Origin of the sequence: Vibrio pacinii DSM 19139 (assembly GCF_000711795.1) — a bacterium.
Lineage (GTDB): Bacteria > Pseudomonadota > Gammaproteobacteria > Enterobacterales > Vibrionaceae > Vibrio > Vibrio pacinii.
Genome location: NZ_KL543976.1, coordinates 202,439 through 220,914 on the forward strand (window position 1 = coordinate 202,439; position 18,476 = coordinate 220,914).

Genomic DNA, 18,476 nt, shown 5'->3' on the forward strand with positions numbered 1-18,476 from the left:
GTGGCTTTATTTTATCAAGCGTCCAAGTTAAATATCTGGGTAGCCTTGAGGGTTATTCGACTGCCAACGCCAGGTATCTGTTGTCATATCGTCCAAGCTACGTAGCGCTTTCCATCCCAATTCTTGCATCGCTTTCGATGGGTCTGCCCAGCACTCTGCAATATCACCAGCACGTCGTGCTACAACTTGATAAGGGACTTGCTTACCACTGGCCGCTTCAAACGCTTTGACCATTTCCAACACACTTGAGCCATTACCCGTTCCAAGATTGTAGATGTGCAAACCCATTTTGGCCCCAACGTTTTCCAGCGCTGCAATATGACCATCAGCCAAATCAACAACATGAATATAGTCACGAACGCCCGTGCCATCTGGGGTTGGGTAATCATTGCCAAAAACGGATAAACAATCACGTCGCCCTACTGCAACTTGTGACACGAACGGCATCAAGTTGTTAGGAATACCTTGTGGATCTTCACCAAGTTCACCACTCGGATGCGAGCCAACGGGGTTAAAGTAACGTAATAAGGTAATACTCCAGTCTGGGTTAGCGTGATGAAAATCTGTTAAACACTCTTCAACCATTAACTTGCTGCGCCCATAAGGGTTGGTCGCGCTAGTTGGAAAATCTTCGGTAATAGGCACAGACGCTGGATCACCATATACGGTTGCAGATGATGAAAAAACTAATGATTTAACGCCTGCTTCTTGCATTGCAGCCACCAAAACTAAGGTTCCATTAACGTTGTTGTCGTAGTATTCAAGCGGCTTTTCTACCGATTCACCAACGGCCTTAAGACCTGCAAAATGTATCACTGCATCAATAGCGTGGGTTTTTAACGTCTTGGTTAGCAGTGCTTTGTCACGAATATCCCCTTTTACAAAATCAAGCCGGTGTCCAGTGACTTTTTCTATACGTTGCAACACTGCTTGCTTGCTGTTGTAAAGGTTATCAAAAATAACTGGAGTAATGCCGGCACCCAGCATTTGAATGCAAGTATGGCTGCCAATGTAGCCCATTCCACCAGTGACTAAAACTTTCATATTACGCGCCTTTTTTAGAATATTTTCATCATCATACCTAAGCATAATGAGTCAATACAGAAACATTATAAATCTTATACAAACAACAAAATGGACTTCACTTAACCTGTCTAGATCACGTCAATGACTTTTCGTTATCGCTAAGTTGAGTACCGATTAAGTAAACAATGAAATTGATCACTGAATATTTAAGTCAATTGAAACATGTTACTGAATAACATGCATAAGGATATGAGTAATTAATGACAAAACGTTCAATCAGTCTTAATTGTGATATGGGTGAAAGCTTTGGCCATTGGGTGATGGGCAACGACGCGCAAGTGATGCCACATATCGACATGGCCAGTATTGCTTGTGGTTTTCATGCTTCTGATCCACAGATAATGAGTAAGACCGTTCAACTTGCGCTTAGCTACGATGTTCAGATCGGCGCTCATCCGAGTTATCCCGATCGACAAGGTTTTGGTCGTCGCAGCATTCCTATGTCGGCAGACGAAATAACCAATATGCTGATCTATCAAATCGGTGCACTAAAAGCGCTGTGCGAAAGTCACAATGCCGAACTGCGTTATGTCAAACCTCATGGCGCCTTATATAATGATATGCAAACTAATCTAACGGTGTTTGAAGCGGTACTTGATGCCGTGTCGAGTTTTGATCTGCCGCTAATGACACTGGCCATCACCGATAACCAACCTCTGCTTGACCTTGCCGACCGATACGATGTCCCTTTGCTATTTGAAGCCTTTGCTGACCGACGCTATCAAGTAAATGGTCAACTTGCCTCACGCAGCAATTCTGATGCGATTTTGACAAGTCCTGACGATATATTAAGCCAAGTACAACAAATTGCACTTTACGGCAAAGTGCGCACTATCGATGGCTTCACGATTCCCTTAGAAGTCGACACCATTTGTGTTCATGGTGATAACCCGCAAAGCATCAGCGTCATCGAGCAAATTAAACAACTGTTGACTAAGGAGGGCTCTTTGTCATGAAGCTCAACGCCTCAATCGATCCCGTTGCAGAATGCTCAATATTAATTCGTTTTGATAGTGAACCCAGTGATCACTTGTCATGGGTCATTGGTGAAATCAGCCATTATCTCAGCAATCAATTAGGCGCATGGGTGATGAATGTAACACCTTCATTCAACACCATCTTGGTTGACTACCTGCCTCATCGCATTTCGATATTTGAGTTTGTCCCGTACCTTGAACATTTGGTCACTGAAGCATTAGAAAACATGCCTGAATCTCATCAATCAGAGGTGATCACACTTCCTATTTACTATGACTTATCTGTCGGCCCAGATCTGGCGCTTTACCAATCCGACGGAATCGATATTGACCGTTTTCGTGATCTTCATAGTCAAGTTGAGTATACCGTTGGTGCAATTGGTTTTTCTGCCGGGTTTGCGTTTCTGACTGCGGTTGATCATCAAATCAGGCGTCCGAGAAAAGCGTCGCCACGTGTCACCGTGCCTAAAGGCAGTGTGGGGATCGCGAACAATCAAACGGCGATTTATCCTAGTGAGTCGCCAGGTGGCTGGAATATCATCGGTAACTGTCCAACTCAGCTTTATCATCCAGAGAGAGCAAAAGTATTACCGTTCAGTATCGGGACTAAAGTGCGTTTCGAGTCGATTGATTACGACACGTTTGTTCAGCTTGGTGGCAAGGTAAACAAGGATTGGCAATGACATCAACAAACTTTATTGAAGTAATAAAACCTGGCCAACAGACACTGATTCAAGACTTTGGACGTTTTGGTTTAGCTCATTTTGGTATTACTCAAGGTGGCCCGGTGGATGACTACGCGTACAGTTGGGCAAACCATTTACTTGGTAATACTGTAAATATGGCGGCGCTTGAAATCACTTTAGGTCAGGCAGAGTTTCTTATTCATGCTTCTTGTGAGATGGCGATTGCTGGCGGCGATCTCTGCGCTCGTCTTGATGGACAACTGCTGACTAATTGGTCAACGTTTCGGGCGGTTAAGGGACAAACACTCACCTTTGGCTTACCGAAAAACGGTTTACGTGCCTATTTGGCCATCAAAGGGGGATTTAACGTGATGCCTCATCTTGGTAGTGTCGCCACTGTGACTCGTGATCAATTGGGCGGATTAGCTGGTGGAAACCCTCTATCTTTGGGTGATGTACTTAATTTTACACCACATACGATTCGTGCTCGTCCTGTTCAAACAACATTTCGTTTTAAGCCTGATTACAATTTACCACTAGAGCTGCGGTTTATTGAAGGATACCAAGTTAATGATTTTGATCGTGATGCGGTCGACTCGATATATAGCCAACAGTTTGAGGTCAGCCAGTTAATCAACCGCATGGGTTACCGCCTGTCAGGAAGTCGAATTCAACCGCCAAACAAAGAGTATTTATCAGAAGGCATTGCGCTGGGCGCAGTTCAAGTAACGCCTAGTGGTGAACCAATTGTGCTGCTGAATGACCGACAAACGATTGGTGGCTATCCTAAAATTGGTTGTGTCGCGCGCATCGATCTACCACGTCTTGCTCAAGCGAAACCAGGGCAAAAAGTGTCATTTGTTCGTGGCGACTTACTCGGTCTGCAAGATGTATGGGGACAATGGGCGCGATTTTTCGGCTATTAATATTGTGACTCTGTGGATAGCAATCTGTGGATGGCAATGGGCAGTGACCTCGCCCATTGTTATTCAGAAATTTATTAGCCCGTAATATAAATACGTTAGCCCTAAACACTAACCTTTACTCGCCGCAATTAACGCTTCATTTTCTATCACTTGCGACCATATGTCAGTCAAGATCAAATGGTCGAATGGTCGCCATCTCATCGATGGAATATTCAGAACTGCATAAAGCTGTGCACTGACGTCATGCCAGTATTTGTCACTGAGGTAGACTTGGCGATTTACTGGCTCAGTAAGATAGGTTTGATGGTCTTGCCCCATTTGCAAAAACCAGTCTTCGGGAAACCGCTCATTATAGTGAGGTAAAGTGTGTGCCCAGGTCTGAGACGACAAATACCAGTAAGGCTTGCTTAGGTAGGCATTAAACATAGGACCATAGACAGATCCAGGCCAAATGTGCTGCTGCCACGACACAGGTAAAAAATGTAACCTTTGTTGTTGGCGCAGTTCATATTGAAAACGAAACACAAAATCACCGAGTACTGTCCAAGCTTTATGCGTATCCATGGATGAAATAATTTCTCTTATCGATTGATACATATAGGGTAGAGCTTGCTGCGCAGTTAAACTTTCAGGGATTTCTTCAAGTACGTCGATAAGCTGCGGCATATCTTTTTCTATCACCTGCAGCGAGGGATTACCCAAATAAGGTAACGCAAAAAAATGATCCTCATTTCTGTGTTGCCATTGAGTCCATAAGTTGATGTAAGGCTCATCTAATTCAGCGTCAGACCAAGCATGCTGATAATGCTGGGAGAGGTATTCTTGTGTATCGAGTGTGAGTAAAGGCTGGCTTAATCTCGTCAGCAGCGGATCTTTTGTCTCATCGAATAACACTTCTCGCCCTTCGTATACACTGCAGCTATAGATACCACACACCAACTCACCCTCATTGACTAGAAAACGTCCCGTCTCAAGTTCAATGAAGGTCGCAGGACGCTGCATGATCTGGAGAGAAAAGTTGTTAATAGCAATGTCTCTCGCCCTTTGGTAGAGATTTCGCTGATAAAGGATAAGATCATCGCTTGCGATAACCGATTTAATTGCTTCATCAATCGCGGTTTTCTGCATATTAATTAAAGTCTGTCGCCAATTTGATATATGCTCAATAGCTTGGTCAACCATTTTTTGCTTGTAGGAAAAAAAGTGACTTCTAGCCTGCTCATTTATTTGATGTCTTCCAACACCTATAACCATAAGGTTTGCTATTAACGCTTGGTAACTACATTCTCTAAGGCTCTGGCGTTCATTAGCACTGGTACTTTCATCCGCTTGTAATTTATTCTCAATCAACTGGCGTTCACTGATGCAAGCTCTGTCACCAAAAGGATGAGTTAAGTGCTCCGTCGAATTATAACGGTTGAGCATAAGATGAACGAACTCTGAATCCATTTGTGCGAAGGTCTCATCCAACACCTTTTCGATCTCTAATACTTTTGCACTATAAGCCGCATCGTAATGCAACATGTGAACACTAATGATCCGTTTAGCAAGCTCATTAGTATGGTTTTTCAGCTGTTGGTACTGATGATAGAGATGAGTCGCTGTAGCTCTATTGACGATGGCTTCCGGATTGTCGTTGACATAAGTGTAACGACCCAGTTTCACAAATTTCTCAAGACGATTAGAGCTAACCATATGAGACAAGGTGTCATAATAACTGACTGCAAAACCTATAAATGGTATTGGTTCTAATGTTACTGCAAGTCTATCTAGAGCACTGGCTGAGTCATCCCACATCGTTCTTACCAATCGGTCGTACCAAGGAAGTAAAGTCATGACATCTGAGCCTGCGGATAAGCCTCCCGCAACTCCATGAAGCAGTTGTCGGCTCAAGGTACGTTGTGCAAGACGCTGAAACTGACTTTTTCTTGAGCCAGAAGCGGTGCCTATTGCTTGAGTATTTTCCTGTAAGGCCAATGCTAAGCCAGACCAACCTCGACCTTCTGCAAGGACACTGTCTTGTGGAAAAACCAAACTCGGTATTTGCTCGATAGCAGAGAGAGATTGAGCATTTTGCAAGCTAGATGAGAATTCCGTATCAAGTCGAGAGAGCCAAGCCTCTTCTTGCTCAAGCTGGCTATTAAGTAAATTACACCTTTGTTCTGCTTGGACTTGAAAAAATATAAGGGAGAATGAGATAGCTAAGCAGTATCTAAATTTCATTACAAGAACCAGCATTTTTTGAGTTGAGGAAGAGGTTTTTCTGGAATGAGCGTTACGTCTTGCTGCAATGCAAGTTCGGTCCATGCTTGTTTTAACTGAAATGGATGCATTCTAGCATGTACCGCAAGCTCTCCAGTGTGATTAATCATGAGTGAGGTACCCTGCCCGGAAATATGCTGAGCTAACCGAATTGCGTTGACTTCATTGTTGGGAGCAAACAAAGCAACATGACGGGCTTGTCGAACACTTGCTAGCCCTTCACCTGTGATTTCACCTGTTCCCATCGACACAAATTTAACCTCTGCATTTCGATTATTAGTGGCGCTGGCAATTGTCTTTTGTTGCAATTCACGAATAAATTTCTTTTTGCCATAAGAAAGGCGTCCAAACTCATCGCCCTCAAGAATAACAATATCGCTGTCTGTGGCGAGAGCGATATCAATAGCATTCTTAGCATCTCGGTTAATCTTTGCAGTTGTGTTATGCCCTCCAAACATACTTGAGCTCATAACAACTAACGGGTTGTCAGACTTATCCAGGTAAGAAGTTGTGGTATAGGTACGTTCAGCCATGGCACTGACTTTACCCGGCCGACGACGAATCATAGAGGTACTTTTACTGCCAAGACTAGGCGAGTCCATATGTCGATAGGGTATCATCCGACTTGGCCAGTACATATCTCGACTTGGTGCTCCTAACTCCTTGGCTAAGTGGTATTCACTCACTGGTTTTTCTTTTTTTAACAATGCAAGATTGGTTTTTACTTCTTTGTATTCATCCTTTGATACACTGCCTTGCTTTTTGGCTTGATACCAAAGATCACCATAGCTCTCACGACGCTCAATTGATCGCTGGCGCGTAACGGTAGGTTTTTTTATCGCTGTAGAAAACTCCTTATTGCGATAAGCAAGCCCTGTTGCTTCGAATTCTTTTCGTGCAAGCTGAAACTCAACGCGATCACCTTGCCTAAAAGCCATCCCTTGCTCACTCACCCCATCAACAGGCGCAACATGTGACACAGTGCGAACTCCTGTAGGTAAACCACCAGAGAGATAATCTCGGGCATGCACCAATTCATGGCCTAGCGCCACAGATGGCTTAATAGTCTCAGTTGACCCCGGAATGACAACCTCTGCATTGGGATTAAAATAAATACGAGAAGGTACACCAAGACCATTTGATTGGTGACCAATGTATGATGGGTCCGCAATTAAAGGCTCAGTGACAAAGTTTTTGTTCGCCGTTGCATCACTTATGACAACATGGATTTTTTTCAGCACGCTTTCAGGTGCAGTTGAATTCGAGTAAGGCAAAGCCCTTGGTTGGCCAGGTAGTGGTAGTGGGTGATAATGTGAGACTTGATTTAAAAGCGCTCTACCACTTGGTGTGCTTTTAATCTCATCTAACAAATTAGCTATATCAGCAATATAATCATGAGACGCACTTTGTACATAAATCCCTTTTTCCATCTTAAACAGATAGCCTTTAGGATCGTTAACATCAATGATGACCTCACCATCGGCAGGACCATAATATATATTGGCTGAGGTATTAACAGCATAAAACAAGAATAAGATGACAAGTAAGCCTCTCATTTTTAACCTCTTTTATTAGCTTATCAATTTATAGTTCAAACAGGAGCCCATTGACCTTTTTATAATCCTGACAATACTCACTTAGTTGCATTTATTTTAAACGTCGAGAGTCTGCAATAAGCGAGTTAAATAAAAAATCATTATGACCAAACTATGCACATTAATGTGATCTGAAACACGAAATGTGGAGGGTATTGATAAATCAAATGCTGTAGGGGCCGCTTAACTTCTCGGAGCGGAATAGAAAGGACGCCATGAAGGCTTGTTGGTTTTGAGATCCAAGAGATCCAAGCTTACGGCGCCAAGTTTAGGTTGAACTTGGCGCCTTATTAGACTTTTATTGACCGTAGTATTGCGCCAACTGAGCAGGATATGACCTCTGCTGAGCTAACTGTTCAGCACGCAATTCTACCTCTTCAGCGCTTAAGCTGTGCATGACAGGATGCAGATCTTCAATCACGTCAGTGTGATATTCGAAAAGTTGCCATTGCTTAACTAGCTTTATCGCCGCTTCTAAAGCCGAAGACCCTTTAACTACCTCGACGCGCGCATAGTGATCGCCTTCAAACGTCACATCAGCCGCACGCAGCGTTTCGTCTTGTCCTGGGATCTGCTGTGCACCAAATAGTGGCGTTCCATATTCGTTGGCATCAACATAACTTGGAATATATTTCGCCATATGTTCAATCGCACGTTGACTACGCTCGACCACAACAGACGAGTCCCAACCTTTTTGAATCTTGTTAAGCAGCCTCAACGGTAACTTAGGCTGAGACGACCCATGTTCATTGGCGACAAGACCATCTTCAAATAAAGTGATGTCTTTGGTCATACCGTGCAATTGAAATACCCCATCCGGATAGGGGGTTAACTGAGCCATACCATTTGGGGTCCCACGTTGACCATGGAAAATCACCTCAGGCCACAGTTCATTGCACTGCGACCAACGCGTTACATAGGCCGCTTTGAACTCAACCAGACGCTGACGTGACTTTTTGGCTAAGTCATCAATTGACCCTGTTTCATAGCCACAAGCATTGACAAGATAATCGACCTTGAGACAACTAAGTTTGCCACTGTCGCTGCGGTATTCTATTTTCCAACCATCGTCATACTCTTCAACGCCGATGACTTGCGTATTAGTCATTAACTGGCAATTAGGCATCTGCTCTAAGGCTAAGGTTGCCGATGCCGCAATACGAAAGACACTCCAGCCTGGCTCTTGCACCCCAACAATTGGAAATTGCAAAGCATCGAGATCGGTATGTTTGGCAAAAGGGATCAACCATTCATCGATTGAATTTGGTTGAGCCGATTGCTCCTGCATGGCTAACATTTCGATCTCTTCACGAGTGTAGAATTTATAGTACTGAGACGGCTCACCCAATACTTTATTCGCAGGATCTGCCTCAACTAACTCACGATAACAGTTTTGGATAGTGACTAAACGATCTCTGAGCGCATCCGGACTGCCATCATCACTGCATGGTACTGCAATCACGGTTGGGCGGTGGTTTATCGTTTGTGGATAGAGTCGCACCGTATCAATAGACTGTTTAAGTAATTCAACACACTGCTGAGTTGATATCTCTCTGTACAAATTTCCACCAGCATGCAAATGACAGATTGGTGGACCACAGACCAAACTTGCGCTCTTTTCTATTAGAGTGATATTCATACCGAGTTCGGCTAAGTGAACCGCGGCCGTTGCTCCTGCAATACCACCACCGATGATCGCGATTTTTGGGCTGACTGATGTCTGTTGTTCAGATTGCATTAATTTTGCTAATTCATTCATTATCAGAACATTTTACTCGTTATATCGGGCGAAAAAAATCACAATTTTTACAGGGTAAAAATGCGACGTTGAAACGTAAAAAAAATGCAAAAAAAGTCTTGACTTAGATTTGAATAATTCAGAAATGAACAACATTGTGAATAACAGAAATGCCAAGGACTTTACGGCTATTGGGCTATAACAAAATCACCTTAAGAGTCGGGCTGAGTTATCCCAAACTTTATCCACCGTTTTTGTGGATAACTGTAATTCTCAGCCCGTATGATGTTAGCTAACTGCTTTATTTATAGGGGTTAGTAGCCGTTTAATCAAACTATTAACCACTAAAGCAAGTGTGCAAAACGTGCTTATAGGTAGCGCCAACCACAGCATGCCATGCAGCTTAGGTGGTAAATCGAAACCAAACCATACAATCGCAGCAACCACCGCCTCAGAGCCTAATATGGCGATAAAACTGGCGACTAATGCCATCAAACCATACTCTGCCCAGATGGTCTGTTCTACCCGCTTTTTACTTGCCCCTAAGGTGCGATAAAGCTGAATTTCGTCTTGTCGCTGACCTAAGCTTAATCTAAGTAACGTGAATATTAATAACAAGCCTGATAGCACACCAATCCCAGCTAATAACGTAATCGACCAGACTATTTGCTCTAAGAGTTGTTGTATCTTCTCGCCCATCACTCGAATATCCATCAAACTAACCGTCGGGTGTTGCCGTGACAAACGGTTTAACAAGTCACCTTGATTGTCTGCAAGTCTAAAACTGACCAAATATGTGGCGGGTATATTCTCAAGTACATCGGGGGAAAAAATGAAGTAAAAATTCGGCTTCATATCTCGCCACTCGACCGCGCGTATTGAATTTACCTGTGCACTCACCAATTGGCTGTTAATGACAAAATCGAGCGTATCACCAATCGCTAAACCTAAATCTTCAGCCACATCCGATTCGACAGACACACCATTCTTCGCAGTCCAATCGCCTTGCAGCAACTGGTTATGCTCAGGAATGCCTGTCGCGAAGGTAAAGTTAAGCTCTCGCCTTAAAGCGTCACTGGCCTCTTCACCGTTAGCCGCCTGCTTAGCGTCAATGCCATTGACTTGCGTTAAACGTCCGCGAATGATCGGATAAGCCTCTGAACGCTCGATACTATTGTCATCAAGCACCTGCAAATACGCCTGTTTTTCATAAGGTGCAATGTTGAGCGCAAATGCGTTGGGTGCATTTTCAGGTAGAGTACGTTGCCAATCGGATAACAGATCAGTGCGAACTAGCCACATGGTAGAAAGAAGCATTAATGACAGCGCGAGTGCGCCAAACTGTATGCCAGTTGCCGTCATTGAGCGATTGATTCGGCTCAGCGCCAACTTAAATGCCGTATTGAGTGGTGCTTTACCCAGTAATTTGGTTAAACCAATACTGACAATGGCTAAGGCCAAAAACAGCACAATAATGCCACCAAGAACAATCCAAACCAGTAGGTTGTCGTAGTACGCCAGAATCATAGGAATAATCGGTACCATCACCAACCAATAGTGAGCTCGTTTTTGGTTATGATTCGCTTGTGGCTGCATGACATTGATTGCACTAATGTTGACCAAACCAATAAGGGGAATACCTAGTGCAGGAATCGCGATAAGCGAACTGGTAAGTATGGACACCAGCACAGGTTTTAGTCCATAACTTGGAAGCGGACTGGGTAGTAAATCAACCAAAGGAATACGCAGTAAGTACTCTAATAATACCCCGACGCCAATACCTATTACGACAGCTGTGATGAATAACATTGCCACTTGAATTAGCAACCAATGGCTTATCCAACGTCTGCTCGCCCCTAGGCTTTTCAGCATCGCAATGGTCTTGCGTCGCGTCGAAACGTAGTGCTGGCATGTCAAGACTAGGGTTGTCGCTGCCATGATCACAACAATTGCTACCGTCAGCGATAAATATTGCTGCGTACGTTGAAACACTTCATTAGTGCGACTGGCACTATTTTGATCGCGCCATCGGTCGCTAGGCGTAAGTTCTACCGATTGCTTTAGTTGCTCGATGACCTGTTCGTCACCATTGATATAAACATTAAAACGCACACGGCTGCCTAACTGAACTGCGCCCGTTTTATCAAGATCATTGCTATGAATAAATGCAGATGGCATTTGCTGAAATGGATTGAAGCTCAATCCAGGCTCCTCGTTGATTTTTCCGCTTACGACAAAATCAGCATCACCCACAGTGACAGCGTCACCAATTGAGACTTCAAGTTGAGAAAAGAGTCGCTCATCTAACCACAATTCGCCAGGTTGAACGCTCGACGAGGTATTTTTGCCGTCAAACAAAACCATTTCACCACGCAGTGGATAACGGCTGTCGACCGCTTTAACCGTGATTAACTGCATCGATTTATCACTAAACGCCATAGTGCGAAATCGTGTTTGCTGCGAAGTGATTAAGTCAAGTGATTGAGTCAGTTGATAGAACTGTGAGTCGATCGGATTAGAGGAGACAAAGACCGTATCGGCAGTTAATGCTTGTTTGCCCTGTTTAACAATCACCTGCTCCATACGTTCAGCCAGTGCCGTTAATGCAAAGATACAAGCGATGATCAAGGTCAAGGCAATGCTAACGGGCCACAGTTGACCATGTTTTATCTCGCTAAGACTCCAACTCACTAAGCGTTTGTTGAGTCCAATCGGGGTTGCAGCAGACATTATGACTCCTCCAACAGACCAGCTTTCATTGTGAAGGTGCGATCGCAGCGCTGGGCCAGTTTAGGATCATGAGTCACCAACACCAACGTTGTGCCATGTTGTTTATTTAGCTCAAACAGCAATTCAATGATCTTGCCTGCCGTTTGTTGGTCGAGGTTACCCGTTGGCTCATCGGCAAACAGTACACGGGGCTGAATCATAAACGCTCGTGCAAGTGCGACGCGTTGCTGCTCTCCCCCAGAAAGCTGCGATGGAGAGTGATGTGTTCTACTACCAAGCCCTACTGACTCCAACAAATCAATGGCCCGCTGCTTATCTTCTGCATCGCCTTTTAACAAACAAGGAAGCGTCACATTGTCGATAGCACTTAGACTTGGTATTAACAAAAAGCTTTGGAAGACAAAACCCACTGCCTCGCTGCGAATCGCTGCACGTTGCTCGTCATTAAGTTGATGAATGGGCTTTCCTAATAAATGAATCTCACCCGTTGTCGGGGTATCTAGGCCAGCCAATAAAGTCATTAGTGTTGATTTACCCGCTCCTGAGGTGCCGACAATCGCAACACTTTCACCCTCTTTGATATCGAGATTTACATCATCAAGGATTGTTAATTGCTCTTGATTAGTAGAGACTATTTTACACAATGATTGAGCTTTAATAACGGACGTTTGCATGATGCGACTACTTTCCTTTGTCTTAATAATTTTTTGTTTAAACCCAGCCTATGGCAAAACCCTGTTAATTCTCGGTGACAGCTTAAGTGCGGGTTATCAAATGCCGATTGAAAAAGCTTGGCCCTCTCTTATTACGCATGATTTAGCGGAAAAGGGTCAAAACATTCAAGTCATTAACGCAAGTATCTCAGGAGATACGACCGGTAACGGCCTTGCAAGGTTGCCCAACTTACTCAGCCTACATCAACCAGATTACGTCTTGATTGAGCTTGGCGCAAACGATGGTTTACGCGGTTTTCCACCCAGCCTGATTCAAACCAACTTGGTGAATATGATTGAGATGGTACGCAGCGCACAGGCCAAGCCACTTTTGATGCAGATCCACGTATTACCAAATTACGGAAAGCGCTACACTGAAGCCTTCTCTGCTATTTACCCACAAGTTGCTGAAAAACAAAAACTTCCACTGTTACCCTTTTTCTTAGAAGGGGTGGTTATTAAACCAGAATGGATGATGAGCGATGGGTTACATCCTAAAGCAGAAGCGCAAGCTTGGATTGCAAATTTTGTTGCCAATCAATTGATTAATTACCTCTAATTGCCCTAGCTCAATAAACTTTGTAACACTTTACGTTACCTTGTTGAGATGCCTATGGCGGTTGAAGGAATAAACAATGATTATCGAACCTGTTATCCATGGTGTTGTTGCACGCAGCGCTCATCCTCTGGGTTGCCAACAAGCAATTCTAAATCAAATTAACTATGTTAAGTCAGCTCAACCAATCAAGCATGGTCCTAAACGTGTACTGATCCTCGGCGGATCATCAGGATTTGGTTTAGCGTCGCGTATCGCGCTTACCTTGGGTGGTGCAGAGGCTGACACCATTAGTGTTTCATACGAGAAAGCACCGTGTGCTGATAGAACCGCCTCTGCTGGATTTTACAACGATTACTACTTCCAGCAGTTTGCCAATCAACATGGTCGTCAGGCGATTAACATTCACGGCGATGCTTTTTCCGATCAGATCAAGACTGAAGTCATTGAAGCAATAGAGACGTACTTCGAAGGTGAAGTGGATCTGATCATTTACAGTGTCGCCAGTGGCATTCGTCCCGATCCAGAAAGTGACAAAATTTGGCGCTCTTCAATAAAACCGATGACAGAGCCAGTATCTGGCGCGACTTTAGTGCTGGAAAATGATCATTGGCAACAGGCCCATTTAGCAGTAGCGTCCGAGCAAGAAGCGCTCGAAACAATTAAAGTAATGGGTGGAGAAGATTGGGAGCGCTGGATTGATGCTTTAATTAACGCAGAATCAATAGCCACTGGTTGCAAAACCGTCGCTTTCTCATACATCGGCCCAGAGATCACTCATCCCATTTATCTTGACGGTACCTTAGGGCGTGCGAAAGTTGATTTGCATCAAACTAGTCACTCACTTAATCTAAAATTGGCCAATTTTGATGGCGGCGCTTATGCGAGTGTTTGTAAGGCTTTAGTGACCAAAGCCAGTGTGTTTATACCCGGACTAAGCCCTTACTTGATTGCACTGTACAAAGTAATGAAGCAGCAAGGCACACATGAAGGCTGCATTGAACAAATGCAACGCCTATTCACAACCAAGCTCTATGGACAAGACAAAGTTCCTGTTGATGGAGAACGCTTGATCCGTATTGATGATCTTGAGTTAGAAACATCGACACAGTTAAAAGTCGCTCAACTGATGGAAAGCTTAAACGCGGACAACTTTCGACACGTTGGCGATTATAACGGGTTCAAGCAAGAGTTTTTGAATCTTAACGGGTTTGGCTTTGAAAATATCGATTATTCTCAAGAGATAGATACTGATATGTTTATTAAATAAACTATCTGTTATAAAAGAAAATCTTAATTTTGAGACAATAGAAATTGAACGTCCCAGAGATTCTCTCTGGGCTTTTTTTTACCATAGCGATAGGGCATTCTGCCTACTAGACAAGAGTGTGGCCGTTTCCCTGACATAAAGTTTACCTGCGAACGTATCACAACGACTATGATTAATTGAAGGTGCAAGGATTGCACCTGTGACCATTTATCGCTCATGGAATATTTTATGTCCAAATTAAACACCAGCAATATGGCTATTCCGGCAGAAATGAGTTCTGCGTGGCAAGGTATTTTAAATCTGCTCGCCGAGATTGTTGCTACACCTGCGGCTCTGGTCATGCGAATTCATCCCCAGCACATTGAAGTGTTCTCAGCAAACAACAACCACCCCCATCCCTATCACATCGGCGATCAAGAATCATTGGGCTGCGGATTGTACTGTGAAACCGTGATCGAGACCAACCAACCGCTTTTGGTTGCTAATGCAATGCACGATAAGCAGTGGTGTCATAACCCAGATATCAAACTCGGGATGATTGCCTATTGTGGCTTACCCTTATTGTGGCCCAATGGTGATGTGTTCGGTACTATTTGTCTCCTAGATGATCAAGAGAATGCGTTTAATCGAACTTACCAACAACTTCTTGCGTCGTTTCGAGATTCCATTGAAGCTCAACTAACGACTCTGTATCAAAATCAGCGCCTTGAACAGGTCAACTCTGAGCTCAAGTCACGCGTAAAAACCCGTACCCAAGACTTAGTTGAGCTGAACTACTCACTCAACCAAGAGATAGACAAACGTCGCGCAGCAGAGCGCAAAGTGCGTTATCAGCAACGGCACGACATTGGCACAGGCTTTCTCAATCGTGCCGCGCTTGAATCAAAAGTCGCTGAAAAAATGAACACACTAGCTGGTAATACACAGCGCAAGATCGCCGCATTACACATTGGTTTTACCAACGGACGTCGCATTCAAGCGAAATATGGCTATGCGGCTTGGGAACAAATTCTGGTCACTTTTCGCCAACGGCTTATTAAGCATGATCAACGTGATGTGATGACAGCACGCCCCTCATCAAACGATCTTGTTTTGGTGTTAGACAGTGAACATTTTGAGCATGACATCAATCTTTTGTGTAGTGAGTTAGTGGCTGTAAGCCAGTCTGAATTTTTCGTCGAAGATCAAACGCTTCATCTACACAGCTATATCGGGGTAGCCAGTTCCGACGATACGCAGTGTGGAAAAGACTTAATCAAATATGCGACTGAGGCAATGCAATCGTGTAAAGATTCTGGCCATAAATTCAGTTTCTACAACCAAGATATTGCTGATACACAAAAGAACATCAATCAACTTGAAAGCTATTTATTACAAGCGGTTCGTAACGATGACTTACTGCTCTACTTCCAACCTAAGGTTGCCCCGCTGACACGAAAATGGATTGGTGCTGAAGCATTACTCCGCTGGCGACATCCGATACTAGGGGATATTTCTAATGAAACCCTTATTCACCTCGCAGAGCAAAATGGGCTGATTTTTGAGGTCGGCAGTTTTGTATTACGCTCGGCGATTGAGAAAGCGTCTGAATGGTTAAACTCTGTCGATGACTTTACCATCAGTATTAATGTTTCAGCAGTACAATTACAGAGCCCACAGTTTGTCAGCCAGCTTAAAGATTTACTCTCTGCTTATCAGCTTCCAGCGTCATACATTGAACTTGAAATCACTGAAAGTGGATTGATTGCTGACGAAGTTATCGCGCGTAATACACTGACATCATTAAGTAACCTTGGGGTTACACTGTCACTTGATGACTTTGGGACCGGCTACGCTTCATTCAACTATTTAAAAAAATTCCCATTTGACGCGATTAAAATTGATAAGAGTTTCATTCAGCAACTTGAACACAGCGAGCAAGATAAAGAAATCGTTCGCTCGATCATTAATATCGCTAAAAAACTCGACTTGGCAGTCACCGTTGAGGGGATTGAGAATTCTGCGCACGAAACGTTCATATTAGCGGAAGGATGTGACATCGGCCAAGGCTATCTTTATGGTAAACCTATGCCTTGCGATGAGTTTGAATTGAGCTTTCTTAACCAAAATCATTCCCCTAACCGGTACTCATATTCGTAACTCGTCGCTTAGGTCTTTACTCTGCGACGAGCGGTTCCTATAATCCTCGCCCTTATCGTCACTAAATCATGAGTTCAATATGGACCAATTAATCAATACGCTAAAAAAAATCGAAAAACAAAACTATCGTGCCTACCAACAGATCAAAGGCCAGTACGACTTTAGCGATTTTACACTCCATATTGATCATGTTCAGGGCGACCCATACGCTTCAGCATCTCGCCTACGCGCGATCCGTCCTTGGTCGGTGACTGGACTTAGTTGGTTGCAAGAGCAATCAACCGCTTATCAAGTGGGCGCTCGCGACTATATCGCTCGACGATTCGCTGAATTAGCTAAGCAAGATGCGGCCATTAGTATTGCGCTTACAGGTCAGACTGTAATAGATAGCACCGCCGTCATTTTCACACCACAAGGTGTCGAAATTAGATTACGCGTTAACCTTCCTGCTGAAGGCCGTTCCGTATTAGGCAAAAAATCAACGAACCTACTGACGTTCCATTTACCTAAATTCATTCGTCGTGCCACGATTGAACGAGAGCTTGATCTTGACGACTTAAAACGCCATTGCCAAGTTGTCGAAGACCAAGCGGCACTGCGTACTCAGCTTGCTGAAAACAACCTAGTTGCGTTTATTGGTAACGGCTCCGTACTGCCACGCGTGGCAGGAAATTGCGACCTTCCGATGAAAGAAGCGGTCGCATTTGTTGCGCCTAGTTCGTTAGAAGTGACGCTACAAACTCCCAACCAAGGAGCGATTAAAGGCTTGGGTGTCCCGAAAGGCATTACGCTGATTGTGGGCGGTGGTTTCCACGGCAAATCGACCCTACTCAGTGCGATTGAGCGTTCTATTTACGACCACATTCCAGGCGATGGCCGAGAGATGATTGTCACTGATTGCAATGCCGTGAAAATCCGTGCGGAAGATGGTCGCTGTGTCCATAACCTCAATCTGTCTAATTACATCAACCACCTGCCTATGAATAAACAGACTGACAACTTCTCTACTCAAGATGCATCTGGCTCAACTTCGCAAGCTGCTTGGTTACAAGAGTCCATTGAAGCTGGTGCGAGTAGTATTTTAATTGATGAAGATACGTCTGCGACTAACTTTATGATTCGAGATGAACGTATGCAGGCACTAGTGAGTAAAGGTGACGAACCGATTACTCCGTTGGTTGATCGCATTGGACAACTCAGAGACGAGCTGGATATTTCAACACTAATTGTTATGGGTGGATCGGGTGATTATCTCGATGTGGCTGATACTGTGATTCAAATGAGCGACTACCAACCTTTGGATGTCACTGAAAAAGCACAACAGGTGGTTGTACAGCATCCAAGTCAGCGCGAAAATGAATCAGAATCTAACCTTGCCACCTTCCCGCCACGCCAATTTAACTGTCCAGCGTTACAAGCGCTGCTCGTTGACGGAAAATTCCGTGTTGCGGCAAAGGGAATTGATTCGCTACGGTTTGGTAAAGAGTACGCCGATCTATCAGCGCTGGAGCAAATCGAATCAAGTAGTGAAGTTCATGCGATTGGTTGGCTGTGGTTTCAGTTTGCTCAGCAACCAGGATGGAGTCAAAACCCAGCCAAAGACTTTGCTAATTTACTCCATGATGAGTGGTTTTCGGCGATGCCTAACTACGGTGACTTAGCCAAACCTCGCGTTGTTGACGTTTTAGCCGTTTTAAATCGTATGCGTAAGTCTCAATTTAAATCTGCGCTGTAAGTAGTAGACCGATCACCCTATCTAAATATCTAAAGGCACCGATGGTGCCTTTATTTTTAAACT

At 44.1% G+C, this 18,476-nt stretch carries 13 protein-coding genes; 7 read left to right on the forward strand and 6 right to left on the reverse strand.

The features are described 5' to 3' along the window. Window positions 1-27 precede the first annotated feature (27 nt). Window positions 28-1,044, reverse strand: a complete 1,017-nt coding sequence (gene galE / locus BS19_RS15875) for a UDP-glucose 4-epimerase GalE (RefSeq protein WP_038176600.1) — start codon at window positions 1,042-1,044, stop codon at window positions 28-30. Window positions 1,045-1,286: 242 nt separating this feature from the next. Between galE and BS19_RS15880 the strand changes: the two genes are divergently transcribed. The 3 genes from BS19_RS15880 to BS19_RS15890 are packed head-to-tail and all read left to right on the forward strand — an operon-like array spanning window position 1,287 to window position 3,675. Then, complete coding sequence (locus BS19_RS15880) at window positions 1,287-2,042, forward strand: 5-oxoprolinase subunit PxpA (protein WP_038176603.1); 756 nt, start codon at window positions 1,287-1,289, stop codon at window positions 2,040-2,042. Continuing rightward, window positions 2,039-2,746, forward strand: a complete 708-nt coding sequence (locus BS19_RS15885; protein ID WP_038176606.1) for a 5-oxoprolinase subunit B family protein — start codon at window positions 2,039-2,041, stop codon at window positions 2,744-2,746. Before BS19_RS15880 ends, BS19_RS15885 begins: the two co-directional genes overlap by 4 nt. Then, window positions 2,743-3,675 carry a 5-oxoprolinase subunit C family protein gene (locus tag BS19_RS15890; protein WP_038176607.1) on the forward strand — a complete coding sequence of 311 codons (933 nt, stop codon included), beginning with the start codon at window positions 2,743-2,745 and terminating at the stop codon, window positions 3,673-3,675. The genes BS19_RS15885 and BS19_RS15890 overlap by 4 nt, the downstream gene beginning before the upstream one ends. 108 nt (window positions 3,676-3,783) lie before the next feature. Here BS19_RS15890 and BS19_RS15895 read toward each other — a convergent pair whose 3' ends face one another. The 5 genes from BS19_RS15895 to BS19_RS15915 form a co-directional block, all read right to left on the reverse strand. After that, complete coding sequence (locus BS19_RS15895) at window positions 3,784-5,898, reverse strand: hypothetical protein (RefSeq protein ID WP_051686556.1); 2,115 nt, start codon at window positions 5,896-5,898, stop codon at window positions 3,784-3,786. Next, window positions 5,898-7,493 carry a M91 family zinc metallopeptidase gene (locus tag BS19_RS15900; protein ID WP_038176608.1) on the reverse strand — a complete coding sequence of 532 codons (1,596 nt, stop codon included), beginning with the start codon at window positions 7,491-7,493 and terminating at the stop codon, window positions 5,898-5,900. The genes BS19_RS15895 and BS19_RS15900 overlap by 1 nt, the downstream gene beginning before the upstream one ends. Before the next feature lie 337 nt (window positions 7,494-7,830). Further along, window positions 7,831-9,270 (reverse strand): FAD-dependent oxidoreductase, encoded by a 1,440-nt coding sequence (locus tag BS19_RS15905; RefSeq protein ID WP_038176809.1) that lies wholly within the window; start codon window positions 9,268-9,270, stop codon window positions 7,831-7,833. 288 nt (window positions 9,271-9,558) lie between these two features. Further along, window positions 9,559-12,000, reverse strand: coding sequence for an ABC transporter permease (locus tag BS19_RS15910; RefSeq protein ID WP_038176609.1), 2,442 nt, complete (start codon window positions 11,998-12,000; stop codon window positions 9,559-9,561). Next, the gene (locus BS19_RS15915; RefSeq protein WP_038176612.1) at window positions 12,000-12,674 is read right to left on the reverse strand and encodes an ABC transporter ATP-binding protein; all 675 of its coding nucleotides are present in this window, start codon (window positions 12,672-12,674) and stop codon (window positions 12,000-12,002) included. The genes BS19_RS15910 and BS19_RS15915 overlap by 1 nt, the downstream gene beginning before the upstream one ends. Between BS19_RS15915 and tesA the strand changes: the two genes are divergently transcribed. From tesA to BS19_RS15935, 4 genes are all read left to right on the forward strand, one after another. Further along, the gene (tesA, locus tag BS19_RS15920) at window positions 12,673-13,272 is read left to right on the forward strand and encodes a multifunctional acyl-CoA thioesterase I/protease I/lysophospholipase L1 (protein WP_038176613.1); all 600 of its coding nucleotides are present in this window, start codon (window positions 12,673-12,675) and stop codon (window positions 13,270-13,272) included. The genes BS19_RS15915 and tesA overlap by 2 nt on opposite strands. A gap of 76 nt (window positions 13,273-13,348) precedes the next feature. After that, window positions 13,349-14,539 carry an enoyl-ACP reductase FabV gene (fabV, locus tag BS19_RS15925; protein ID WP_038176614.1) on the forward strand — a complete coding sequence of 397 codons (1,191 nt, stop codon included), beginning with the start codon at window positions 13,349-13,351 and terminating at the stop codon, window positions 14,537-14,539. Window positions 14,540-14,767: 228 nt separating this feature from the next. After that, window positions 14,768-16,678 (forward strand): sensor domain-containing phosphodiesterase, encoded by a 1,911-nt coding sequence (locus tag BS19_RS15930; RefSeq protein ID WP_038176615.1) that lies wholly within the window; start codon window positions 14,768-14,770, stop codon window positions 16,676-16,678. Between the two features lie 79 nt (window positions 16,679-16,757). Then, window positions 16,758-18,413, forward strand: coding sequence for an ABC-ATPase domain-containing protein (locus BS19_RS15935; protein ID WP_038176617.1), 1,656 nt, complete (start codon window positions 16,758-16,760; stop codon window positions 18,411-18,413). Window positions 18,414-18,476: the final 63 nt, after the last annotated feature.

Coding starts and splice junctions, on each gene's coding strand:
- fabV (WP_038176614.1), top strand. CDS start 13,349: ATGATTATCGAACCTGTTATCCATGGTGTTGTTGCACGCAGCGCTCAT.
- BS19_RS15880 (WP_038176603.1), top strand. CDS start 1,287: ATGACAAAACGTTCAATCAGTCTTAATTGTGATATGGGTGAAAGCTTT.
- BS19_RS15885 (WP_038176606.1), top strand. CDS start 2,039: ATGAAGCTCAACGCCTCAATCGATCCCGTTGCAGAATGCTCAATATTA.
- BS19_RS15915 (WP_038176612.1), bottom strand. CDS start 12,674: ATGCAAACGTCCGTTATTAAAGCTCAATCATTGTGTAAAATAGTCTCT.
- BS19_RS15930 (WP_038176615.1), top strand. CDS start 14,768: ATGTCCAAATTAAACACCAGCAATATGGCTATTCCGGCAGAAATGAGT.
- BS19_RS15905 (WP_038176809.1), bottom strand. CDS start 9,270: ATGCAATCTGAACAACAGACATCAGTCAGCCCAAAAATCGCGATCATC.
- BS19_RS15910 (WP_038176609.1), bottom strand. CDS start 12,000: ATGTCTGCTGCAACCCCGATTGGACTCAACAAACGCTTAGTGAGTTGG.
- BS19_RS15935 (WP_038176617.1), top strand. CDS start 16,758: ATGGACCAATTAATCAATACGCTAAAAAAAATCGAAAAACAAAACTAT.
- BS19_RS15890 (WP_038176607.1), top strand. CDS start 2,743: ATGACATCAACAAACTTTATTGAAGTAATAAAACCTGGCCAACAGACA.
- BS19_RS15900 (WP_038176608.1), bottom strand. CDS start 7,493: ATGAGAGGCTTACTTGTCATCTTATTCTTGTTTTATGCTGTTAATACC.
- galE (WP_038176600.1), bottom strand. CDS start 1,044: ATGAAAGTTTTAGTCACTGGTGGAATGGGCTACATTGGCAGCCATACT.
- BS19_RS15895 (WP_051686556.1), bottom strand. CDS start 5,898: ATGAAATTTAGATACTGCTTAGCTATCTCATTCTCCCTTATATTTTTT.
- tesA (WP_038176613.1), top strand. CDS start 12,673: ATGATGCGACTACTTTCCTTTGTCTTAATAATTTTTTGTTTAAACCCA.